Source organism: Marinicella litoralis (assembly GCF_002591915.1).
Lineage (GTDB): Bacteria > Pseudomonadota > Gammaproteobacteria > Xanthomonadales > Marinicellaceae > Marinicella > Marinicella litoralis.
This window is the reverse complement of record NZ_NIHB01000005.1, coordinates 38,435-62,504: the sequence shown is the minus strand read 5'-3', so window position 1 is coordinate 62,504 and position 24,070 is coordinate 38,435. Positions and strand designations below refer to the sequence as shown.

General features: G+C 41.6%; 24 protein-coding genes and 1 other RNA gene. 7 read left to right on the top strand and 18 right to left on the bottom strand.

Annotated features, from left to right (window positions below; translation table 11 throughout):
• Positions 1 to 24: 24 nt before the first annotated feature.
• From CCS90_RS12925 to CCS90_RS12915, 3 genes are all read right to left on the bottom strand, one after another.
• Positions 25 to 336 (bottom strand): TfoX/Sxy family DNA transformation protein, encoded by a 312-nt coding sequence (locus tag CCS90_RS12925; RefSeq protein ID WP_099019992.1) that lies wholly within the window; start codon positions 334 to 336, stop codon positions 25 to 27.
• Positions 337 to 505: 169 nt separating this feature from the next.
• On the bottom strand, positions 506 to 2,608 hold the full coding sequence (gene fusA / locus CCS90_RS12920) for an elongation factor G (protein WP_442757012.1): 2,103 nt from the start codon (positions 2,606 to 2,608) through the stop codon (positions 506 to 508).
• Positions 2,609 to 2,912: 304 nt separating this feature from the next.
• Complete coding sequence (locus CCS90_RS12915) at positions 2,913 to 3,554, bottom strand: urate hydroxylase PuuD (protein ID WP_099019990.1); 642 nt, start codon at positions 3,552 to 3,554, stop codon at positions 2,913 to 2,915.
• Between the two features lie 371 nt (positions 3,555 to 3,925).
• Between CCS90_RS12915 and CCS90_RS12910 the strand changes: the two genes are divergently transcribed.
• Positions 3,926 to 5,221, top strand: coding sequence for an acetyl-CoA C-acyltransferase (locus CCS90_RS12910; protein WP_099019989.1), 1,296 nt, complete (start codon positions 3,926 to 3,928; stop codon positions 5,219 to 5,221).
• Between the two features lie 4 nt (positions 5,222 to 5,225).
• Positions 5,226 to 7,328 carry a 3-hydroxyacyl-CoA dehydrogenase NAD-binding domain-containing protein gene (locus CCS90_RS12905; protein WP_099019988.1) on the top strand — a complete coding sequence of 701 codons (2,103 nt, stop codon included), beginning with the start codon at positions 5,226 to 5,228 and terminating at the stop codon, positions 7,326 to 7,328.
• 56 nt (positions 7,329 to 7,384) lie between these two features.
• Here the strand turns inward: CCS90_RS12905 and nhaD are convergent, their stop codons facing one another.
• From nhaD to CCS90_RS12880, 5 genes are all read right to left on the bottom strand, one after another.
• Positions 7,385 to 8,671: a sodium:proton antiporter NhaD gene (nhaD, locus tag CCS90_RS12900; protein ID WP_246027042.1), complete on the bottom strand. Its 1,287-nt coding sequence runs from the start codon at positions 8,669 to 8,671 to the stop codon at positions 7,385 to 7,387.
• A 299-nt stretch (positions 8,672 to 8,970) separates the two neighbouring features.
• Entirely contained in the window at positions 8,971 to 9,969 is a 999-nt protein-coding gene (locus CCS90_RS12895; protein WP_099019986.1) for a GGDEF domain-containing protein, read from the bottom strand.
• 184 nt (positions 9,970 to 10,153) lie between these two features.
• Positions 10,154 to 10,546: a 30S ribosomal protein S9 gene (gene rpsI, locus CCS90_RS12890; protein ID WP_099019985.1), complete on the bottom strand. Its 393-nt coding sequence runs from the start codon at positions 10,544 to 10,546 to the stop codon at positions 10,154 to 10,156.
• A gap of 21 nt (positions 10,547 to 10,567) precedes the next feature.
• Positions 10,568 to 10,996 (bottom strand): 50S ribosomal protein L13, encoded by a 429-nt coding sequence (gene rplM, locus CCS90_RS12885; protein ID WP_099019984.1) that lies wholly within the window; start codon positions 10,994 to 10,996, stop codon positions 10,568 to 10,570.
• 131 nt (positions 10,997 to 11,127) lie between these two features.
• Positions 11,128 to 11,673 carry a UPF0149 family protein gene (locus CCS90_RS12880; protein WP_099019983.1) on the bottom strand — a complete coding sequence of 182 codons (546 nt, stop codon included), beginning with the start codon at positions 11,671 to 11,673 and terminating at the stop codon, positions 11,128 to 11,130.
• A gap of 167 nt (positions 11,674 to 11,840) precedes the next feature.
• Between CCS90_RS12880 and CCS90_RS12875 the strand changes: the two genes are divergently transcribed.
• From CCS90_RS12875 to rpiA, 5 genes are all read left to right on the top strand, one after another.
• Positions 11,841 to 12,044 (top strand): TIGR02449 family protein, encoded by a 204-nt coding sequence (locus tag CCS90_RS12875; RefSeq protein ID WP_099019982.1) that lies wholly within the window; start codon positions 11,841 to 11,843, stop codon positions 12,042 to 12,044.
• Positions 12,041 to 12,334: a cell division protein ZapA gene (locus CCS90_RS12870; RefSeq protein WP_099019981.1), complete on the top strand. Its 294-nt coding sequence runs from the start codon at positions 12,041 to 12,043 to the stop codon at positions 12,332 to 12,334. Before CCS90_RS12875 ends, CCS90_RS12870 begins: the two co-directional genes overlap by 4 nt.
• A gap of 14 nt (positions 12,335 to 12,348) precedes the next feature.
• Positions 12,349 to 12,534: non-coding RNA, 6S RNA (gene ssrS / locus CCS90_RS12865), on the top strand.
• 43 nt (positions 12,535 to 12,577) lie between these two features.
• Positions 12,578 to 13,117: a 5-formyltetrahydrofolate cyclo-ligase gene (locus CCS90_RS12860; protein WP_099019980.1), complete on the top strand. Its 540-nt coding sequence runs from the start codon at positions 12,578 to 12,580 to the stop codon at positions 13,115 to 13,117.
• Entirely contained in the window at positions 13,114 to 13,773 is a 660-nt protein-coding gene (gene rpiA / locus CCS90_RS12855; RefSeq protein ID WP_099019979.1) for a ribose-5-phosphate isomerase RpiA, read from the top strand. The genes CCS90_RS12860 and rpiA overlap by 4 nt, the downstream gene beginning before the upstream one ends.
• A 116-nt stretch (positions 13,774 to 13,889) precedes the next feature.
• Here the strand turns inward: rpiA and CCS90_RS12850 are convergent, their stop codons facing one another.
• From CCS90_RS12850 to ndk, 10 genes are all read right to left on the bottom strand, one after another.
• Positions 13,890 to 15,053 carry an FAD-dependent monooxygenase gene (locus tag CCS90_RS12850; protein ID WP_099019978.1) on the bottom strand — a complete coding sequence of 388 codons (1,164 nt, stop codon included), beginning with the start codon at positions 15,051 to 15,053 and terminating at the stop codon, positions 13,890 to 13,892.
• 1 nt (position 15,054) lies between these two features.
• Complete coding sequence (locus tag CCS90_RS12845) at positions 15,055 to 16,254, bottom strand: FAD-dependent oxidoreductase (RefSeq protein WP_162846916.1); 1,200 nt, start codon at positions 16,252 to 16,254, stop codon at positions 15,055 to 15,057.
• Complete coding sequence (gene purF, locus CCS90_RS12840) at positions 16,247 to 17,719, bottom strand: amidophosphoribosyltransferase (RefSeq protein WP_099019976.1); 1,473 nt, start codon at positions 17,717 to 17,719, stop codon at positions 16,247 to 16,249. The genes CCS90_RS12845 and purF overlap by 8 nt, the downstream gene beginning before the upstream one ends.
• Positions 17,719 to 18,330: a CvpA family protein gene (locus CCS90_RS12835; RefSeq protein ID WP_099019975.1), complete on the bottom strand. Its 612-nt coding sequence runs from the start codon at positions 18,328 to 18,330 to the stop codon at positions 17,719 to 17,721. Before CCS90_RS12835 ends, purF begins: the two co-directional genes overlap by 1 nt.
• On the bottom strand, positions 18,330 to 19,346 hold the full coding sequence (locus tag CCS90_RS12830; RefSeq protein WP_099019974.1) for an SPOR domain-containing protein: 1,017 nt from the start codon (positions 19,344 to 19,346) through the stop codon (positions 18,330 to 18,332). Before CCS90_RS12830 ends, CCS90_RS12835 begins: the two co-directional genes overlap by 1 nt.
• Positions 19,347 to 19,356: 10 nt before the next feature.
• A complete protein-coding gene (hisS, locus tag CCS90_RS12825; protein WP_211337077.1) occupies positions 19,357 to 20,631 on the bottom strand; it encodes a histidine--tRNA ligase in 1,275 nt (424 codons plus the stop codon).
• Positions 20,632 to 20,732: 101 nt separating this feature from the next.
• Entirely contained in the window at positions 20,733 to 21,674 is a 942-nt protein-coding gene (locus tag CCS90_RS12820; RefSeq protein WP_099019972.1) for a helix-turn-helix domain-containing protein, read from the bottom strand.
• Between the two features lie 17 nt (positions 21,675 to 21,691).
• On the bottom strand, positions 21,692 to 22,423 hold the full coding sequence (gene pilW / locus CCS90_RS12815) for a type IV pilus biogenesis/stability protein PilW (protein ID WP_099019971.1): 732 nt from the start codon (positions 22,421 to 22,423) through the stop codon (positions 21,692 to 21,694).
• Positions 22,420 to 23,517, bottom strand: a complete 1,098-nt coding sequence (rlmN, locus tag CCS90_RS12810; RefSeq protein ID WP_099019970.1) for a dual-specificity RNA methyltransferase RlmN — start codon at positions 23,515 to 23,517, stop codon at positions 22,420 to 22,422. The genes pilW and rlmN overlap by 4 nt, the downstream gene beginning before the upstream one ends.
• Before the next feature lie 9 nt (positions 23,518 to 23,526).
• A complete protein-coding gene (gene ndk / locus CCS90_RS12805) occupies positions 23,527 to 23,946 on the bottom strand; it encodes a nucleoside-diphosphate kinase (RefSeq protein WP_099019969.1) in 420 nt (139 codons plus the stop codon).
• Positions 23,947 to 24,070: the final 124 nt, after the last annotated feature.

Here is a 24,070-nt window from a genome sequence, read left to right as displayed (position 1 = left end):
TCCATTCAAGAATCAATAACTGACTTATTGACTCGGCTTTTTTTGGGCTTGTAATGCATGTGCAAATTTTTGATGTTTTGTTTTGAGATCATCACCAATTCCCAGCCAATCACAATCTTGGATTGCACCCTCCAGTGCATATAAATAAGCGGCATTATAATCACCATAGGCATCACCTGTTTGATACATTTTCAAAAAGGCCTCTTGAGCGCCTAACTTTCGCAACGCTGCAGGTGTTTCTATTCCTGAATCAATTAACCGTTGGGCCAATTTGGGCCCAACATTGCGCAATTGTCTGGCTAGTTTCTTGGCTTTTTCATTGCTCATTGAATTCATGTATTTGTAAACCTGATGAAGACAAATAATTTACCAGGTAAAATCTGGCTCGGCAAGTGGCCTGCTGAACTGTTGATTCAATACAAGGCGTCGGTTAATCATTAATAGAGAGACAAAAAAAGGGCCACCCAATAGGCAGCCCTTTTAAACTTTCTATGAAAAGCAGTACTTAAGCTTTTTTGGCTTCAGCCCTGGCTTTTGCATCTGCAATTACTTGCTCAGAAATGTTATTTGGACAAGGGTTGTAATGCGAGAACTCCATAGAGAACTGACCACGACCTGAAGTCATGGTACGCAATGAACCAATGTAACCAAACATTTCAGACAATGGCACGTCTGCTTTGATTCTTACAGCTGTGGCTGTAGGATCTTGCGACTTGATCATGCCTCGTCTTCTGTTCAAATCACCAATCACGTCACCCACATGATCGTCTGGCGTAAATACGTCAACTTTCATGATTGGCTCCATGATTTGTGGAGAACATTTCTTCACAGACTGTCTGTAAGCACCTTTGGCAGCGGCTTCAAACGCCATGGTTGACGAATCCACTGCATGGTAAGCACCGTCTTGTAAGGTGAATTTCAAATCTTGTAACGGATAACCGGCCAATGGACCTTCAACCATCAAGCTATGAAAACCTTTTTCAATCGCTGACCAATATTCTTTAGGTACATTACCACCAGTTACTGTAGATTCGAAAACATAGCCTGAACCCACTTCACCTGGCTCAATGGTGTAATCAATTTTACCAAACTGACCAGAACCACCTGATTGTTTCTTGTGAGTGTATGAATCTTCAATCTTAGTAGTGATTGACTCGCGGTATGCCACCTGTGGCGCGCCCACTTCCAATTCAACACCAAAAGTACGCATCAAAATATCAACTTTGATATCCAAATGCAATTCACCCATGCCTTTCAAAATAGTCTCGCCTGAATCTTCATCAGTTTCAACTTGGAACGATGGATCTTCAGCAACCATTTTACCCAAAGCGTTACCCATTTTTTCTGAACCGCCTTTGTCTTTAGGCGCCACAGCAATCGAAATCACTGGATCTGGGAAGATCATTGGCTCTAAGGTACATTCATGTTTTGGATCACACAAAGTGTGGCCCGTTTGTACATTTTTCATACCCACAATGGCTAAAATGTCACCCGCCTGGGCTTTGTCTAATTCATTCCTGTCATCAGCATGCATCTCTACCATACGGCCGACTCGTTCAGTTTTACCTGTAGCTGAATTCAATATGGTGTCGCCTTTGGCAATTTTACCTGAGTAGATTCGCACAAAGGTTAAAGCGCCAAATCGGTCATCCATGATTTTGAATGCCAACGCACGAAACGGCTCATCAACGGTCACTATGGCTTTTTCACCAGTGGGCTCACCCGTTTCTGGATCCGTCAAATCTTGTGGTTCCACTTCAACTGGGCTCGGCAAGTAATCAACAACCGCATCCAAAATTAATTGCATGCCTTTGTTTTTAAACGCTGAACCACAGTAAGTTGGGAAGAATGCCAAATCACGAGTACCTTTACGGATACAACGTTTGATGTCATCCATCGATATTTCTTCGCCATCCATATAAGCCATCATCAAGTCATCGTCCTGCTCGACTGCAGTTTCGATTAATTGTTCGTAATATTCATCAACTTTGTCAACCATGTCAGCTGGCACGTCTTGAATTTCGAAATTTTCTGGTTGACCAGAATCATCCCAGATGTGGGCTTTTTTGGTTAATACATCAACCACACCGACAAAATCATCTTCAATACCAATTGGCAACGTCATGACCAATGGTGTAGCACCCAAGACTTCTTTGACTTGTTTAACAACACGGTAAAAATCTGCACCCATGCGATCTAATTTGTTGACGAAGATGATTCGAGCCACTTCAGAATCATTGGCATAACGCCAGTTGGTTTCTGATTGAGGCTCTACACCACCAGACCCACAAAATACACCCACACCACCATCAAGAACTTTCAGAGAACGGTAAACTTCAACAGTGAAGTCAACGTGACCTGGCGTATCGATGATGTTAAAACGGTGGTCTTTCCAGAAACAGGTGGTTGCCGCTGATTGAATGGTGATACCACGTTCAGCTTCTTGATCCATGAAATCCATGGTTGATTCACCATCATGAACCTCACCCAATTTATGAATTTTACCGGTTAATTTAAGAATCCGCTCAGTAGTGGTGGTTTTACCCGCATCTACGTGAGCAAAGATACCAATATTTCTGTATTTTGCTAATTCTGTCATGTCATTAATCTTATGTCATTTATCACTGGGATAAAGTTAAAAAATTGGTCTAATTACGATTAAAAGACCTTTGTCTAAGTTGCTGAATAGAATCATTATTTTAGATTAATGATTCTGACCAACAAACTAGACAAAAGTCTCTCAAAATCTTTATAGGCCATAAAGAGCGCGCATCATACTATAAAAGCGTGCTCAGGTTAAGGAATTCGTGAGATATTGGGTCATTTTCTTCAATTTCAATCAAAAATGCCGGTTCACATATAAGTTACGTGAACCGGCATATTGAACTGCACTAACTGACTTTATAATGACCTTATAGGTAAACCACCAAAGCAACCATTGCTACAGTCAACAACAATGACATATGAATCACCCCTTTGACACTGGCCATAGGACCCATTTTGCCAAAAATGGCATTCAGTTCCAGTACCACTGCCAATGCCAAAGCTGCCATTAAACCGTTGGACAAACCACTGCTGATAGGCACCATGCCTTCCATCACCGCACCCCCATGTTTTGATGCCAACATGCAAAACAACATCGGCGCAGAAAACAAGGTATTGGTTCTGGATGCCAAACCGGCTTTTGCAGCGCTGGATGGCACATCACCCGAGGCCAAACCAAGCACGACTTTTTGTTTGGGCCAAATAATCAACCACACATTCAACATCATGAATGTTCCCATGACAGCACCTAATAAGATCCAACCTGATAAACTTGAACCCAAAACACCCAGTAAAACCACCCCGGTAATGAAGGTCATCATGGCGCCCCAACGGAACCACCACAACGCTCTGGTGGCCAGTTTAGCTTTGACATCAGGCAAGGCATCTTTGGATGCTTCCTTGAAATATTCACCTTGTACAAAATTAAAATAATACAACAAACCTATCCATGTGATACCAAATAATCCATGACCCCAGCGTGCCAATAAATCTACCCAAACGTTGTTCATATTCACTCCTCTAAATGATTAAGATTTTGTTAACAACAATTATCATAGGCAACAAATTCTGAACAGTCAATTAATACCTACACAACTGCAAAAATTGTTGGTATAAATACCACCCATTTCAGACACAACAGTCTCATTCAGGTCTCTCATGCCACCTCCACGCTTTTACTGCCATTGAATAATTTGTAATCACGCCACAGTTTGCCTTAACCTGCCATTCACCAATCTTCATTTATTCATGACCAACAGCTTAAGAACATGATGATTAAAAGGGTTAAAATAAGTTATATATAGTACGAACTGTTCGGTTTCACTTGACAATACGCATGCGTATGGTGAAAATAAATCAATCCTACCAATAATGTAAACTTATGATATTTAAAGATTCAAAAGTAGCGGTGATTGATGGCCTGAGAACGCCATTCATGAAAGCGCCTACCGGCAAAGCACAAGATTTAAAAGCCTATGACCTGGCTCGTGAAGCCATCAACAACATCAAACACCGTTACCCCTTTTTAGAAGATGACTGTGATTTGGTAACCATGGGCAGCGTGATACAAAATGCATCCACATCAAACATAGCAAGAGAAGCGATGATTGGCGCGGGTATAAACCTTGACACCCCAGCCTATTCGGTCACCATGGCCTGTATATCAGCCAATGTCGCCATCACCAATACCGCCAACGCCATTCAGTCAGGAGCGGCCAAAGTGGCCATAGCTGGTGGCGTTGAATCTTCTTCGGATGCACCAGTCAGAATCTCCCATAAGTTGAAAAAAACACTGTTACAAGCACAGAAAGCCAAAGGATTAAAAGGCTTATGGCAAGTATTCAAAGATTTTAAATTCAGTTCATTGGCCCCAGAAGCGCCAGCAATTGCTGAATTTTCAACAGGTTTGACCATGGGAGCCGATGCCGATCAATTGGCCGCTAAATTTGGTATTTCTCGAATCGCCCAAGATGAATTTGCATTGCGTTCACACCAAAATGCTGCAGCTGCATGGGAAGCCGGTGAGTTTAAAGATGAAGTCTGCCCATTGGCCATACCGCCTAAATTCACTTTGGTTGTACAGGATGATACCTTTTATGCAAACTCATCGCTAGAAAAACTCAGTAGCTTAAAGCCGGCTTTTGTCCGTCCACATGGCACCATCACGGCAGGCAATGCATCACCCATTACAGACGGCGCTGCAGTCAGCCTATTGATGGACCTCGATGAAGCCAAATCACGAAAACTGAAACCTCAAGTGGTGATCGAAGGGTATGCTTTCTCCGGCCAAAACCCACAAGGTGAACTGCTGTTGGGACCGGCTTACACCATGCCTAAACTATTGAACGAAGCCGGTCTAAAAATCAGTGACATTGATGTGTTTGAAATTCATGAAGCTTTTGCTGGTCAAGTGTTGGCTAATTTAGCCGCTTTACAAGATGAAAAATTTTGTCAAGAAAGCTTGGGGCTTAAAAGTGCATTTGGTGAAATTCCAATGGAAAAAGTGAACACCCAAGGAGGCTCATTATCATTGGGTCACCCGTTTGGCGCCACCGGATCACGTTTGTTAACCAGCGCGACTCGCCGGTTAATTCAAAGCAAAGGAAAATACGCCCTGATCAGCGCCTGTGCCGCAGGTGGATTGGGTTCATCAATATTGTTAAAGAGGATTGGATAATATCATGGCGTACTATACATTAATCAAAGAAAACAACACAGCCACCATCTGGATGGATCAACCTGGTTCAGAGGTCAATACCCTGTCAGTCAAAATGTTGGACGACTTCAGCAGCTTATTGGATCAGATTGAGCAAGACGATGAAATCAAAGCTGCGGTTTTGATTTCGAAAAAGGACAACTGTTTCATCGCTGGTGCTGACATCAAAGATCTGATGTCCATCAAAGATTCAAAAGAAGTTGAAAACTTGTCTCGCGAAGGAAATAAAATTTTAAGTCGATTGGCACAACTGAAAAAACCAGTGATTGCTGCCATTAATGGCGCCTGTTTGGGCGGCGGACTTGAAGTGGCAATGGCCTGTCATTACCGAATTGCCAGTACAGACAAAAAAACCGTCTTTGGTTTGCCTGAAATGAAATTAGGTTTATTGCCTGGCGGCGGCGGCACCCAAAGGCTGGTTAAGTTAACCAATTTACGCTATGCCTTAGACGCTTTGTTAACAGGCAAAAACATCTATCCCTTCAGTGCCAAAAAATCAGGTTTAGTGGATTCATTGGTACACAAAGAAGGTTTGTACCAAGCCGCGTTGAAAGTGGCGTCCAACCCCATCAAGCGCAAGCCTAAAAAACTGGGGCTGGTTGACAAAGCCTTGAACACCACTGTTGGAAGAAATTATGTGTTGAAAAAAGCCCGTGAAACCGTCATGCGCAAAACCCGTGGCAACTACCCAGCTCCATTGAAAATTTTAGATTGTGTAGAAACTGGTTTAAACCACGGCATGGATGCAGGTTTAGAAGCAGAAGCCATGGGGTTTGGCGAATTGCACGCCTCACAAGCTTCTAAAAGCCTTATTGGCTTATTTCTGGCCATGCAAGAAAATAAAAAACTCAAAAACAACAACAAAACTGAAAATGTCGATTCACATGCCATGATTGGTGCGGGCTTCATGGGAGCTGGCATCACAGAGGTATCGATCAAAAGTGGCTATGATGTGATTCTCAAAGACATCTCAAATGAAGGCTTGGCCAATGCCATGAAAACCATATGGACAGACTTCAACCAATTGGTTAAAAAGAAAGCCATGGGTGTGGTTGAACGTGATCGATTGATGTCAAAAGTTAAAGCCACAACGGCAGCAGAAGATTTGAATGCTGCGGACTTGGTCATTGAAGCGGTATTTGAAGACATAGATCTGAAGCAAAATATTCTGGCAGATGTCGAAAAACGCTGTAAAAAATCTACGGTATTTGCCACCAACACGTCTTCATTACCTCTGGCCAGCATTGCTGCCAAAGCAGCCCATCCTCAAAATGTCGTGGGGATGCATTATTTTTCACCGGTACCCAAAATGCCTTTGTTGGAGTTGATTGTTACAGACAAAACTTCCAAAAGGGCCAGACAGATGGCCACCAATGTGGGCATTAAACAAGGTAAAACTGTTGTTGTGGTTAAAGACGGACCTGGTTTTTACACCACCCGCGTGTTGTCAGCCTTGACCCATGAAGCGATGAAAGTATTACAGGATGGTGCCAAAATCGAAGATGTTGACAATGCCATGAAGGATTGGGGCTTTCCAGTTGGACCCTTGGCGCTGATGGACGAAGTCGGTATTGATGTCGGCGCCCACATTGCCCGTGGCGCACTGGGAGAGATGTTTGTCAAACGCGGTATCGAACAAGATGACACGGTACAAAAACTGGCCGATGCCAAATTATTCGGTCGCAAAGTCGGCAAAGGTTTTTATGTCTATCCTAAGAAAGGGCGCAAAACAGTCAACCAAGAAATCTACAAATATTTTGGCGGTGATGACAGAAAAGACATGGCTAAACAAGCCATTCAAAACAGGATTGGATTAATCTTCGTTAATGAATGTGTTCATTGTTTAGAGGAAGGTATTTTGTTTGCGGCCAAAGACGGGGACTTGGCAGCCATTCTTGGCTTGGGCTTCCCACCTTTCACTGGTGGACCATTCAGCTACATTGATGCCAATGGGGCTGATCAAATAGTCAGTACACTGTCTGAGTTAGAAGCGACTCATGGCACACGATTTACCCCAGCAAAATTATTGCTTAAACACGCCAAAAACAACCAAGCTTTTGTCAATTAAATACTGATATAGGTTTATGAATCAAAGCGCAAAGATCTTATCATCATTGCGCTTTTTTATGCATTGATCAAAAAATGGGTATAAACACTGGCTAAATACCCCACCACAATCACTGGGGTCCACTTCAAGTGCGCAAAAAAAGTGTAATGCCCTTTGGCCTGACCCATCAAAGCCACTCCGGCCGCCGACCCTATTGATAACAGACTGCCGCCCACTCCAGCTGTTAAGGTAACCAACAACCACTGTACCTCAGACATTTCAGGATTCATGGTTAATACGGCGAACATCACAGGGATATTGTCAATGATTGCTGAAAGCGCACCGATTGAAATATTGGCAATGGTGGGTCCAAAATGACCGTAAAAGAATTCAGAGGCCAAAGCCAAATATCCTATATAGCCTAGACCACCCACGCACATGATGACCCCATAAAAAAAGAATAAAGTGTCCCACTCTGAGCGAGAAATCATGTCAAACACATCAAATTCACTATCATCTTCAGCATGTAGACTGTCCTTGTTGTGAGTTAAAAGTTGTGTTTTAACTTTCCTGCTCAAAAAATAAGCACAAAGTTTAAGATACCCCAAGCCTAACATCATGCCATAGACTGGGGGCAAAAATAACCAAGTATGAAAACCCACTGCCGTAACTATGGTAGCCATAAAAAGTACCACCATAATCAATCCGCCAGGTTTGATCACCGTTGTTTGCGGCATATTCTGAGTATCTGGTCTTTCCTTATCGATTGAAAAACTCATGATAACGGCTGGCAGAAGAAAATTAACTAATGCGGGGACAAACAATTTAAAAAAATCATCAAAGACAATCATGCCACTTTGCCAGACCATTAAAGTGGTGATGTCCCCAAAGGGGCTAAAAGCACCTCCAGCATTGGCTGCAATAACGACATTGATACAACTCAGAGAAATGAATGAGCTGTTGTTTTTACCCACTGCCATAATGACTGCGCACATGATCAAAGCCGTGGTTAAGTTATCAGCCAACGGAGAAATAAAAAATGCCAAAAAACCTGTTAACCAAAACAACTGACGGTAAGAAAAACCTTTGGCAATCAGCCAATCTCTTAAAGCATTGAAAACGCCTCTTTCAGCGATCGCATTGATATAAGTCATGGCCACCAAAAGAAAAAAGAATAATTCAGCATACTCTAAAAAATCATGCCTTATGGCTTTTTCAATATAATGACCATCAGGATTGTTTAATTGAGATCCAGCAATAACAATCCATATCAAACCAGCGGCCAACAACACAGGCTTGGATTTACTCAGGTGGATTTTTTCTTCAAGAATGACAAAAACATAGGCCACAATAAATATCAGCAAACACCCATATCCTACCCAACTGCTTGTCAACCCGAATGGGTGTATATAATCAGCAGCATCGGCTGAAACTGAAACTAAAACCAGGCCCAAAAAAGCACAAACATTGAAACCTTTCATATTCAAATAGATTCAAGAAGAATGGTTTTTATGATAGCGCTTTGATTGTTTTAAATCACTGATTTTTTAGTTTTATCTCCACCCTTTTGATCAGTTCAATTGCAACATCAAAAGCACAGCATATTAAACAAGGTTTACCCGAAAATGAATGATTCAGCCTGTTGTTATATTGAATCAGGCTTTTATTGATTGATACTGACTTGCCGCGAGGCACCTTCAGCAATTGGCGGTTTGTGGCTGTCTTCTTTATAATCGGCCACGACCACTGCATTTTTGCCAGTTGCTTTGGCTTTATACAATGCCTTGTCTGCCCTATCCAAGGTGTTCTTAACAATCGATTCACCACGCACCCACTGTGCCACTCCAATACTCACAGTAAGATTTAATTTCAATGATTGATCGGCAATGAAGGTATTCTCGGCAACCTTAGAAACAATTTTATTGGCCACTTTGTTGGCTTCAAATAAACCGGTAACCGGCATCAACACAACAAACTCTTCACCACCCCAACGATACAGACTGTCTGAGTCACCTTTGTATTTATCAAAAATTTGGCTGATTTGCACCAGTATTTCATCACCAATGGTATGTCCATATCGGTCATTGATTAATTTAAAGTCATCTATATCTATCATCATCACTGAAAAATCACTTTCAGATTGCACGCTGAATGCCAGTTCTCTGTTTGCATTAACCGCAAAGGCACGTCGATTGAACAAGCCGGTTAACTCATCAGTCAAGCTTTCATGCAACATGACTTTCTTGACTTGCTTATGGTATTTTGCCCATTTAAGCAAACCAATGCCACTCAGTAAGTAACCTGTGAACAACAACAACCCAGCGACAAACCATGCCCGTTGATCAGGAATAACAAAAACAAATGAACTGGCTACGATTGATATGCCAATATAAGCAAGAAAAAATCCAATCGCCATGGCCCGACCATTCATTTTTCTGGCATTCAAATCATTGATCACAAAAAAATGATATGACATAAAGGCCAAAATCGAATAGATAGAAACCAAACTCCAGTCTATATGCTTTAGGGGCTTGTAATAGGCTGAAATCGTATAAAACATGGCAACACTGATGACAATATACAAGCTGAAATAATGCATGTATTTGAGCAGAATGCTTTGTTTTATGGGTTGGCGTTGATTGGTTTGCGGCACAATGTTCATTAATTTCTAAAGACAAGCTCGGAATCTAAACAAAAAATTAAAATTATTTCTGTGACTGAGGCCACAAATTAGTTATTGACTGACACTTAAGCCCATCAACACCTTGTTACATAACGACCATTTATTTGATTTAGACACAAAAAAGGCCGGTAAACCGGCCTTTTCTTCGTATGTGAAGCGCTGATTAACGTTTCGAGAACTGAACAGAACGACGGGCTTTTCGTAAACCGACTTTCTTTCTTTCCACTTTTCTCGCATCACGCGTCAAGAATGAATATTCTTTCAATTTGGGACGCAATGTTTCGTCAGACTCTAACAAAGCACGTGACAAACCCAAGCGAATTGCACCGGCTTGTCCAGTGGTTCCACCACCGACCACTGTTGCATTGATATCGAATTGATCCAACATACCTAATTTTTCTAGAGGTTGTGTTGCAATCATCACACCAGTCTCTCTACTGAAGTACTCGTTGATGTCTTTGTCATTGATAATGATTTTTCCAGAACCTGGTGTCATAAATACACGTGCAGAAGAAGACTTTCTTCGGCCAGTTCCATAATATTGTTGAGTTGCCATAATATTCTTATACCTCGTGTCTTATATTTCTAGGGCTTTGGGTTCTTGTGCTTCATGCGGATGAGCTGGACCTGCATAAACTTTTAATTTACGGAACATTTGTCTGCCTAAAGTGTTTTTAGGAAGCATGCCTTTTACCGCTTTTTCCAATACCCTTTCTGGGTGTTTTGCTATCATGTCTTTTAATTTGATGGTTTTTAAGTTACCCACGTATCCAGTGTGATGTTGGTATAACTTGTCATTCATCTTATTACCAGTAACAGCTAACTTCTCTACATTAACTACCACAATGTAATCACCCGTATCTACATGAGGTGTAAATTCAGGTTTGTGCTTTCCACGAAGCCTTAAAGCAATTTCAGAGGCCATACGACCCAAAGTTTTTCCTTCTGCATCGACTAAAAACCACTCGCGATTGATTTCTTCTGCTTTTGCACTAAATGTTTTCATATTATTCTACGTTTTTAATTATTGGGCTTCGTCTGATGTTTTATTCTATTGAAATGTGCCTACAGACCACGCCATTCACAAAGAGCGGGAATGGTACTTAATTACTGGTTTGGTTGCAAGTAATTTATTGATTAATTTATGTACTTTGGGTCTGAGTTTACTTGATTCATTTCCACATACAATATCATGATGCCAGAACGGATATATTCAGTGATTTCAATGAAGTCTAATTCTTCAGCTTCCAAGCCCTCTATTGTATTATCAATTCGAGCAATTTTGTCCATATCATTGATGAATTCTTTACAGTCTGGACTCAGGGCTTCAGAAACAAAGCCTGCAGTACCTAAGCCTGATAAAAAAGTAGCCACCCAATCAGACAGCACTTCGATTCTTTCTGCCAGGTCAAACTCTTCTTGAGGCAGTAACAGTTGGAATGAATAATCGTCCTTTGCCAACTGTTCTTTGGCGTAATCAAAAACCGCTGACATCACATGGCGTAAATTGGCATCGTCAGGTTGTTCAATACAATAATCTTCACTGATGCCTTTCAGCCATTGTTCAAAGGGGGTTTGCTTGTTAACACACAAAACCGCACTGGCCTGCGCATGCAGTTCCGAAGGTGTCGCTAATACGCCAATGCGCTTTAAATGTTCAGCAAATGGTTGGTATGGAATCATTTTATTATTTAATTTTAAAATTCACGGCATATTTTATGATATTTTTCATCAACTTGTGTTAATTTTCTCACAACCTTGTTGACCTTTGTTGATGAACAAACTATATTGATTCCTTATAACAACAGGCTATGCGCCTGATTTTTGAAATCACCAGACTGCTATAAAATATGGAAGACATTAAACAATTAGAAAAAACCATTGATCATTTGGTTGTATTCCTCGATCGAATCAAAGCAGAAAACAATGCGCTGAAAAGTAAACTCGAAGAACTGACACATGAGAAGTCATTATTGATGCAAAAGAATGACCAAGCCAAAAACCGACTTGAATCAATGATTACCCGCCTCAAATCACTAGAGCAAACCGCATGAGCCAAACCAAGATCACCGTTAGAATCCTTAACAGAGAGTATCAATTCGCCTGCGAAGAAGATGAAAGGACCTCATTATTAGCTGCAGCTGATTACCTCAATAAATCCATGCAAACCATCAAGGAAAAGAACAGCACCATGTCCAGCGACAAAATCGCATTGATGGCCGCTATGAACATTTCTCATGAATTGATTAAATCTCAATCCACCAACAACTACTATGACACTGAAGTTGTCTCCACCATCAAAAAACTCAACGATAAACTTGAACAAGCCATAGCAACCAACTAAACTACCCTTAATGGTGTTGACTGCCGTGTTCGAGGTGTACAAGCATATGCCTTGGCCCTAATTAGACTTCACAGGGAATTTTATTAAACGTCAGTGTGCATGCTCACCTTGAAGTGAGAAGCCTTAGATTTTTGAGAAATTTCCGCCTTGTACCTTTGGTACCAAGGACGCCAGTATGCTACGGCACATGTGGTCAACACCACCATTTTTTCAGCTTTGACAGTGATAGACTACTGATTCATTATGAACAAAATTGAGCTCAGATCTGAATTTCTACAAAGCAGATTAAACACATCCAAACAGCAACAAATCAATCACAATCACCAATTAGTCAACCACATCAAACAATCTGATCTTTGGCTGACTGCGCATTCTGTCGCCATATACCTGGCATTCAATGGTGAAGCCGATATTTCAGCACTGTTACAAACTGACAAGTTAATCTACCTGCCTGCTATCAAAGGACAACGCATGCAGTTTCAGTTATTCACCACAGACACTGTATTTGAAACACTGAGCTACGGCTTAAAACAACCTAAGTACATAGATGATTTGATTCAAGACCCAATAGACCTCTATTTAATGCCATTGGTGGCCTATGACATACATGGCAATCGATTGGGCATGGGTGGTGGCTTTTATGACCGTTATTTTGCCTCTGATGTCACCGGCATCAGGGCAGGCGTGGCATTTTCCAGTCAGCGGGCAGATCAATTGCCGGTTGACCAATGGGATGTTACACTTCAACACATATTCACTGAACAAGGACATTTAATAACATGAACCCTGAACAATTAAAACAAAACGTGGCACAAGCAGCACTCGCCTATTTCAATGATTACGACATGGTTGTTGGTATTGGTACTGGCTCAACTGTCAATCAACTGATAGATTTGTTGCCCCAGGTCAAAAATCGCATTGAAGCGGTGGTTTCAAGTTCAGAAGAATCAACCCAGCGTCTTGAGTCTCACGGTTTCAACGTGAAAGAGCTGAATCAAACCGGTGATTTGTCTTTATATATAGATGGTGCTGATGAATGTGACGCACATAATCGACTGATCAAAGGTGGCGGAGGTGCTTTGACACGTGAAAAAATCATTGCAGCCGCCAGTAAACAATTCATTTGTATTGTTGATGCCAGCAAACAAGTCGATGTACTCGGCAAATTCCCATTACCGATTGAAGTTCTGCCCATGGCACGCAGTTTTGTCGCTCGCCAAATGGTTAAGCTTGGAGGCCAGCCCATATACCGCGAGGGATTCATTACCGACAATGGCAACCAAATCATCGACATCCACAACTTGAAGATCTTAGATCCTGTGGAATTAGAAAACACCATCAACCAAATTCCAGGCGTGGTTACCAATGGGCTATTCGCCCAACGCAAAGCCGATGTGACGCTGATAGCGCAGCGTGATGGAAGCATAGTGAAGCAGTAAGCCCCAAGACTGACATGGTATGAGAATCATCGTTGTGGCACTGACTCGACTTTCGCCAACACCTCGATTCTCAATTTTTTACCAACAATCAAGACCCCACTCTGTTAATAAAACCATCAACTCCCAGCCTGACTCATCAACCATTGTTTAATTGGGTTGATTTGATTCAAGCGATTCATTCCGAAAGCACGCAACATTTTAATTGGTGCCGATTCACTGATAAATAAGTGGTGGATAACATTCATCATTTCAGAGGTCTTGAACACTTCGGCTTTCCTTTGACGTTGGTATTTTTTCAAGGCCTGTAAGACTTCATCCTCAGACCTTAAGTTTACTTCTGACATCAATCCAGCCAAGCACTGACCATCTGCTATTCCCAAGTTCACACCTTGGCCTGCCAATGGATGAACAGTATGGGCCGCATCTCCGAGCAGGACCAGGCGTTCTTGGTAATACTGCTTGGCATTCATTTGTTGCAGGGGAAATGCCGCTCGTTTACTGATTAGATCAATCTGACCAAAAGATCGATTGATGTGGGCTTGTAAGCCATTGATAAATTTTTCTTCATCTACCTTCAGCCAATAATCAACCTGATCGTTCGGTAAAGTCCAAACCACTGAAAACAAACCCTCATTCAGCGGTAACAAACCCACAGGACCCGTTGCATTGAAAGCTTGTAAGGCGGTTGACTCTGGCGCATCATTCATTCGGATGTGGCAAACCAAACCTTTTTGCTTATAGTCTTTCAAATGAGTGGGTATGCCTGCTTTGGTTCTGATGAATGAATTGGCACCTTCAGCCACCAACAACAAACCTGCTTCCATTGCTGATCCATCGGTTAATTCAACTTTGACCTTTCTGGGTGTGGATTCCCATTGCTTAATTTGCGACCCAAAATACGTTTGCACCAAGGGGCTTTCTCTCAGCGCTGATTGGGTTGCAGCCGTGATGTGTTGGTTTTCAATGATGGCGCCTAAACTCAGCTCAGTGCTGTGGTTAAAATCCAAAGCACCTGTAGATCGATTGTCCCAGACGGACATATGCTGGTAATGGCCCAAACGTTGTTGCTGCATGTGGTCTATGACACCCAATTCGGACAACAAAGCAAGGTTTCGTTGAGAAACGGCTGAAACACGTAATTGTAACGGTGTTGTTGCATTAAATTGGCTTGCCTCAGCTTGGTCAATGAGACTCACTGAACGACCAGACTTTGCCAATGTCAGCGCAGTGATCGCTCCCACCATACCAGCCCCACTAACTATTACATCTGTTTTATTCATCTCAATGATTCAAACCTCCGGCCAAACTAAACAACTTTTTTTTCAAACCAATCTGACTGTCAATGGCCACCAAACTCAACGATCTGATGGTATTAATGATCGGTTCATCGATTTTAAACCAAGTCATCAAATCATCGGTGTATGCCATGATCTGATCTTGATCCGCTTGAGAACAGGTTTGATAAGTGGATAACAAGGCTTCAGAGCCTAAATCACCACCCTGATTAAATTGATCTTGTAACAACTTACACAAACGTTTTACGCCCCTGATGGCTAAATTCAAACCTTGGGCCGAAACAGGGCTCACTGTATGCGCTGCATTACCCATTAAGACAATGCGTGGCTGGAATTGTTTTTCAACTTGAATTTTAAACAAAGGATAGCGGTGCCTTTGACCCATTTGGGTGAACAACCCTTGTCTACAACCAAATGCCTGTTTAGCCTGGGCCATAAACTCATGTTCACTCATAGCCATCAATTCATCTGTCCGCTCATTAGAGTTTGACCACACCAAGCCATAGCGGTCTTTAAAGGGCAATAAAGCAAACGGTCCTGATTTTGTTAATCGTTCATAGGCCTTGTTTTGATGAGCTTGTTCTGTGCTGATATTACAAATGACCGCTGACTTGTCATAGGACTTTGTAGTGAAAGGCAAGTCTAACTTAGTTCGAATGGCTGATTGAGCGCCATCTGCTGCAACCATTAACTGTGCTTTCAGTCGTTGTTTGCCTTGAGATTCAATCAACACATCAACATTCAACTCAGCAACTGAAAAGTCCAGCATGGTAGCTGGGGCCAGCACTTTAATGTTCGCGTTTTGTTTCAGCTGCTCCCATAAAACGGCACCCAAAACATGGGCTTCTATCACATGGCCCAATGCCATAACCTCAAGTTCATTGTGATCAAACAACACATTGCCAAACTGTCCCTGATTGGAAACATGCACCTGGTTGATGGCTGTGGCAGTCGTTTCTACTTTTTTCCATATGCCCAGTTGTTGCCAAAATGCTTTAGAAGCTGGGTTGACCACCAATGTTCTGGAGTCATAACTGTCATGATGCATATTAAGGTCTGGCAATTTGGCTTCCAGCATAATGACTGACATACCATTTTCAGCCAGCTTAAGGGCCGTTGCCATACCCACCAAGCCCCCACCGACAATGACGACATCTGTTGATAACTCAGTTTGCTTATTAGACATTACCTTGTTTAGCGAGGTCACTCCTTTGGATACCAATTTTTTCGAAATAATCTGCACCGACGTCTGTGACGTATTCATTGGAAAAACACGATGAGTCAAAGCGGTCAATTTTAGGATTGCCCTCTTTACAGGCCGCTTCCAAATCTTCCAATGTTTGGTAAATCAACCGATCAGCACCTAAGATTTCACAGATTTCATCTTCAGTACGGTTATGGGCCACCAATTCTTCACACAGTGGCATATCGATGCCATATACATTGGGGTATCTAACTGGCGGTGCGGCCGAAGCAAAAAATACTTTTTTCGCACCCGCTTCTCTGGCCATTTGAATGATCTGTTTCGAGGTGGTACCACGGACGATTGAATCATCAACCAACAACACATTTTTATTGCGAAATTCGAGTTCAACCGCATTCAATTTTCGGCGCACAGATTTAACCCGTTGATCTTGACCCGGCATGATAAATGTCCGGCCGATGTATCGATTCTTAATAAACCCCTCTCTGAATTTAACACCCAAAGAATAAGCCATCGGGATGGCGCTGGTGCGAGAAGATTCTGGTATTGGTATGACCACGTCAATCTCTTCATCACCCCATCGTTCTTTGATTTGATCAGCCAGCTTTTCACCCATGCGTAAACGGGCTTTATACACCGACACATCATCAATCATTGAATCAGGGCGGGCAAAATAGACGTATTCAAAGACACAGGGAGACAGTTGCGTGTTTGAAGCGCACTGCTTGCGGTAAAATTGTCGATCATTGGTTATGATGATGGCTTCACCAGGTGCCACATCGTCAAGTAATTCAAAGTCATGTTGATCCAGCGCAATGCTTTCAGATGCCACCATATATTCATCCGGTGCCCCTTCTGTTTTTCTTACCCCATAAACCAATGGTCTGATGCCATTGGGGTCACGAAAAGCAATGATGCCATAACCTGGAATAATTAACACATTGGCATAAGCGCCCTTGCATCGTTTATGAACCCTGGAAACAGCATGAAAAATAGCATCTGGAGTAATTACCAAACCCGATGCATTTTGTAATTCATGGGCAAACACATTAAGCAGCACTTCTGAATCTGACTGGGTGTTGATGTGTCTGCGGTCCTCAGCAAACAATTCTTTCTTCAATTGATCGGCATTGTGTAGATTGCCATTGTGTGCCAAAGCAATACCAAACGGTGAATTGACATAGAAAGGCTGTGCTTCTTCTAAATTACTCGACCCAGCTGTGGGGTATCTGACGTGTCCAATACCAGACAGTCCTTTGAGTTTTTGTGCACTTTCTGAGCGAAATACATCGCTAACCAAGCCATTGTTTTTAACCAGTTCTAACTTACCTTCTTCACAAGTCGCTATGCCCGCTGCATCTTGCCCGCGGTGTTGTAAGATGGTCAGACACTCATAAATGGTTGACGCCACATCATGGTTGCCAATCATACCAACTATTCCACACATTACAGTTCAGGTTCCGGTTCGGGTGATTGATCATCTGTTGTTTCAACAACAGGTTCTTCACCATCTATTGGGTTATTGTCTTTCATCGCTTGGTTCAAGGTTTCTTGTAATTGTTCCGGATCGATGAATGAAAAATACTCAGCCATGTCTTCTGGCATTTGTTGTTTAACCCAGCCAGCCAATTGAGCAAACTGGGGTGTTAATTTAGATTCTGTCCACCAAGGGTCTTTGGAAAAAGGAGTGGCTTGTAAAAACAAAACCAATGCGGTCACAGCAATGATGCCACGACCCAGACCAAAAAACATACCAAAAAAACGATCGGTGGCACCCAAGCCAGTTTTGGTGATCATTTTTCCAACCAAGTAATTAATCATCCCACCAATAATCAAAGCCGCCAAAAACAAAGCCACAAACGCAATCAAGTGTCTGGCAGAAGGCAATTCAATGAATGATTGAAGCCAATTGGCTCCTTGGTCTACAAACGTCCATGCCAACCAAAATGCGCCGACCCATATCAGTAAGGACAACACTTCTCTGATCAGACCTCTGAACAAACTGACTATGACTGAAATAGACAGGATAAATATGATTGTTAAATCAAACCAATTCATTAATTCACGATGCGACTTAATTCATGATTCTTAATTAAACCATCTAATTTCAATTTTGACTGAATTTCACTTTTGGTTTTTTCAGCATCAATTTTTTCCATCAAAGGGCCCACCCTTAGGCGATAAAACGATTTACCTTGGCTGTTCACAATCACATCAACGAAACCTCGAAAACCGGCCGCTGAAACTTTATTTCTTAATTCAATGGCATTGGACTTTTCTGAAAAACTACCCAACTGAATCACCCATCCCAATTGTCCTTGGCTTGCCATTAAATCCACATCTGATGCAGTTAATGTAACCACTTTTGGGGTTCCTATATTCAATTTTAGCTTATTAACAGCGTTTACGTAATCATTGGCACTGGCCTCTGTCCGATACATTTGTTCAGACCACACGCGATATAACTTCAATCCTGGGTTGTATTCAACAATGGCATTGATGTTATTTTGTAACAAAGAACTTTTGACTTTTTCGGCATTGGCTTGCTGAGAAAAACTGCCCAATTTAACACGGTAACTTTGTGCCAGCGTATTGTTGACCGACGGTCTTTTAATCATTACATTGTCGACATTGGGTTTGTTGTCTTTTGCTTCGACCACCTCTACTTTGACTTTATTTTCTGGTGGCATGGTGGCAGGTTCACTGATGGTTATTTCTTTGTCTTGATTCGTGGTGTTGCTGTTGGTTGCGACCGTGCTGTCATTTTTTTCAGCTTGAATTAAAGTTGGCTGTTGAGTTTGTTCATCCTGAGGCTTTGGTAACAAGATCGGTTTTTTATCTTCTATTACCAAGTCCACTTCATTGGCTGGTAACTTGACCGCCTCAGTCACCGGTTTATCAAGCGCAAACTTTTTAACTTCCAAGTTGTTTTGGGTTTCATCTGGAATGTTGATGCTGATGTTTTTATTGTGTTTTTCAACCACATCACCATCAAACAGCATAGGCACAAATATGACCGCCAATGCAATAATGACTGATGCACCAATCATACGTTGTTTTAGTTCTTGATCCATGACTTACCTTTTAATTGATTACAGAACTCAACAATGAGACCATTTCCTGATAAGAAAGTTGTTGCTGACCCATGCTTCGGTCTTGCAATGCCTTGACTGAAAAATTGCCGTTGGCCAACTCTTCTTCACCCAATATTATAGCGAATTTGGCTTGGGTTTTATCGGCTTTTTTAAACTGGGATTTGAATGAAGCTGATCCCATATTGACCATCAATTTCAGACCTGGCAGGTCTTTTCTGATGTCTTCTGATAGTTTTAACACTGTTTTGGCATCAATATTTTTGTCTTTAATCAAATAAACATCAGTTTGGCTTTCCGCTTGCCACAGGTCATGATCTAAAATCAGTTCAACCAGTCGATCCACGCCCATAGCAAAGCCTGTTGCGGCTGTTGGTTTGCCACCTTGCATTTCAACCAACTTATCATAACGACCACCTGCACATATGGTACCTTGTGCACCTAAGTCCTCTGTGATCCATTCAAAAACATTGTGGGTGTAATAATCCAAACCCCTCACCAGCTTCGGATTAACGCGGTATTCCAAATCACATGAATCCAAAATATCACACAGTTCTGCAAAATGACTTTTTGCTGCTGGACTGAGGTAGTCTTGAATCACTGGAGCTGACTCAACCACTTCTCTCATGGCTGGGTTTTTAGAGTCTAAAATTCTCAATGGGTTGCTGTGTAGCCTGCTTTTTGCTTCTTCATCCAATACAGCTGCATGGTTTTCAAAGTGATTAATCAACACTTCGCGGTATTTGGCACGACATTCTGGGGTTCCAAGGGTGTTGAGTTCTAATCGAACATTTTTCAAACCCAATTGTTCCCACATGTGTTTGGTCATCAACAACAACTCGGCATCAACATCTGGCCCATCGAAACCAAACACTTCAACACCCACTTGTGAAAATTGTCGGTTCCGCCCTTTTTGCGGTTTTTCATACCGAAACATGGGACAGTTGTACCATAGTTTTTGAGGGTCGTTAAACAACAAACCATTCTGCAAAGCCAGCCTGACTGTTGAAGCCGTTCCTTCTGGTCGCATTGAAATTGACTCACCTTTGCGATTTTCGAAACTGAACATTTCTTTTTCAACCACATCAGTCACTTCACCAATGGCTGAGTGGAATAATTGAGTTTTTTCTAATACAGGGAACCTGATTTCTTGGTATCCATACTGTTCCAAAAGATTGGTAACAATACGTTCTACTTTTTGCCAAACCCAAACCTGGTCTGGTGTGATGTCATACATACCTCGTAATCGACTGACTTTTTTACTCAAAACTAAATCCGTTCAAAAAAACTGTATTTTATATGAGGCATGACATGATAAATAGTGCCTTTGACCATTTGGTCGATATTAATCTAGCAAACTTTTGATTTTTAACTCGGGTCGTTGGGCCAGCTAAAATCTGCGATGTCTTTTTTCATGAAATCTAACAAGTTAATCTCATTGTTATTTATCCTGACTTGCGAATTGGTCGCATTGCCAATTCTAAAATGAACTGGTTGCAGCGAATGGTAGGTATAAGTCCCTGGAGCCACCAAATCATGTTCTAAATTAACACCATCATTGGTTTTTATCGATACCCACGCTTCTTCAGCCAATTGAAGTTCGATTGAATATCCAGCCAATTCTTGCAACGAACCTTGTTCATCGAGTGCATTCCCATCTTCAACAGTATCAAGCCCTGAATTCAACTCTGTGTCGCCTTCTGAGTGCTCACTTGACTGCTGAATGGACTCATTTTCCGAATCAATCAAGCCGACTTCGTCGCCAAGATCGGGTGAAGTTTGCTCATCATCCAATTTTACTTGAGGAATCATCGATGAATAGGTGATGTTTTTTGTGGCTGGTTTGTTTTTTTCAGCTAGGGTAGAAGCTGTTAGTGATAATGATTGGACATCCATGTTTTTCGGTAACGACCATTTATCCCAAACAAAGTAAAAACTCAATGCGAGCATACTTAACAGTGCTGTACCAACCGCATATTTCCCTAAGTAATTTGACTTTCTTCTGACCCTGGCCAATGGACTGGCACCCATGGCATCAGAAGGCTTTAATGATTGGGCTTGTAAGTATTTTTCAGGAATTTGCTGGAGCACTGACTCTATCGGTAAATCCAAAGCTTTACAGTAATTAGTCACATGTCCCTTTACAAAAGTGGGTGCGCCTAACTTTTCAAAAGCACCTGACTCAATGGACTTAATAAAGTCTTTACTGACCTTTAAAGTATCCGCCAAAGCTTCAATGGTGACGTTTTTTTTATTACGAATCGCTGCCAATTCTGTAATATTGATTGTGTTAGTTGATTCTGTATTCATTTGCTGTGTCTGTATTATTATGATTTTTTTATTTTTCTTAATTTAGCTAAATATTCATTAGCCAACCGATCATTTCCCATTTTTTTCTCAACCTCGTATGCCACTTTCAATACTTTTTCATCTAAGACCATTTTACTTTCCAATCTTTGAATGAAGGCCCTCGCGGTCATACTTTCACCTTTTCCTGCTGACAGAATCACCATATTGTAAAGTGATATAGTCATGTTTGGATTGATCGACAAAGCCTTTCTGAAATGTTGCTCTGCCTCTTCTGAATAATCTGCCCTCATCAAACAAACACCAATATTTTCATGCACCGTTTCAGGTGTCTTATAGAATGGGTTCGCCAACGTTTTTTTATAGTATTCAACGGCCTCTAGATATTTAGCGTTTTGACACAAAAATGTACCATAATTATTTAATATGGTTGGATCATTAGGCGCATATTTAACCGACAAATTGTAATGTCTTTCCGCATCAGCAACGGCATTGATGGTGCTATAAACCAAAGCAATGGCAGAATGTGCTATGGCCAGTTTGGGGTTATGTGCCAAGGCCCTTTTGAATTTTTCTAATGCAATATCGGTATCACCACGTTCAAAATAAGCCACGCCCATCTTGACATTCAACATCTCTGGACTGTTTTCATCGACTTGTTGTGAATCTGTTTCTTGATAGCGCTTGTTGTGTGATGTGGTTCCACATCCGAACAACATTAAAAACATGACCAAACAAATCAATTTTTTCATACCAACTCCAATTGTAATTTATTGACTTGAGTTGAACGACGTGTACGGTCCATAAATTCACCTGCCAATTGACCACAAGCAGCATCAATGTCGTCTCCTCTGGTCTTTCTGACTGTACTGATGAACCCATTTTTCATACAAATTCTTTTGAATGTTTCAATGGCTTCCGGCTTTGATTGTTTGAACAAGGTTCCGGGAAAAGGGTTGAACGGAATTAAATTAATTTTTGAAGGTAAATCTGACAACAATTTACATAACGCCCTGGCATGTTCTGGCTGATCATTGACCCCATCAATCAGGGTATACTCAATAGTGATTCTTGATTTTCTTTTGTCCTTGATGAATGTTTTGCAAGAATCAAGCAAAGTTTTGATGTTGTATTTTTTATTCAATGGCACCAATTTATTGCGCAACTCATCAAAAGGTGAATGCAATGAAATGGCCAAGGACACATCGGCATCCTCATTCAATTGTAAAATTTTTGGAACCAAGCCAGCAGTACTGACAGTCACCCGGCGATTGGCGAAACCAAAGCCCAAATCATCACGCATGATGTTTAACGCAGGTAACACATTGGAATAATTAGCCAACGGCTCTCCCATGCCCATCATCACCACATTGGTGATTACCCTGTTGTTTTTGGTGTGACCCAAATGTTTGGCAGCCACCCAAACTTGAGCAACAATTTCAGCAGTAGTCAGGTGTCGATTAAAACCTTGGGCACCTGTGGCACAAAATGTACAGTTAAGTGTACAACCCACTTGTGATGAAACACATAAGGTTCCCCGATTTTTTTCAGGAATAAATACAGTTTCGACCGCATTGACTTCATCAACTTTCAGCAACCATTTTTTGGTGCCATCAATTGAAATTTGTTCGCTGAGCAATTCAGGCACTTCCAATCGGTAAGTCGCAGCCAACTTTTCCCTCAGTGATAAACTGAAGTTATTGAAAGCTGCAAAGTCCAATTCGAAATCGCCATAAATCCATTTTAATGCTTGGGCAGCACGAAAACGCTGTTCCCCCAATTCAAGGAACAGACTTTCCAAACCAGCACGGTCTAAGTTAAGTAAATTTATGGCTTCGTTTTTCAATTTATATCTTCAGTTCAATTCTATTGATGAAAAGAAATAGGCAATTTCTTGTGCTGCAGTTTCTGGCGCATCCGAACCATGAACCGCATTGGCATCAATGCTTTCAGCAAAATCAGCTCTGATGGTACCAGCAGCAGCTTCCTTAGGGTTGGTGGCGCCCATGATGTCGCGGTTTTTTGTGATGGCATCATCACCTTCAAGCACTTGAATCATGACTGGGCCTGATGTCATGAATGACACCAAATCACCAAAAAAGGGCCTTTCGCTGTGAACAGCATAAAAACCTTCCGCTTCAGCTTGGCTTAATTGTTTCATTTTCGCAGCCACAATTTTAAGGCCCGAATCTTCAAATCTTTGATAAATTTGACCAATCACGTTTTTAGCGACAGCATCAGGCTTGATAATTGACAAAGTTCTTTCTTTAGACATTTTTTACTCCAAATCGGCGGTCAAAGCAAGATTTTCTTTTAAAATCTGTAATTTACGCCCTAAATTAAAAATAATATTTAACTTTTACCGATGCAATTTTTCAAATTAACACAAATCGTCAAAT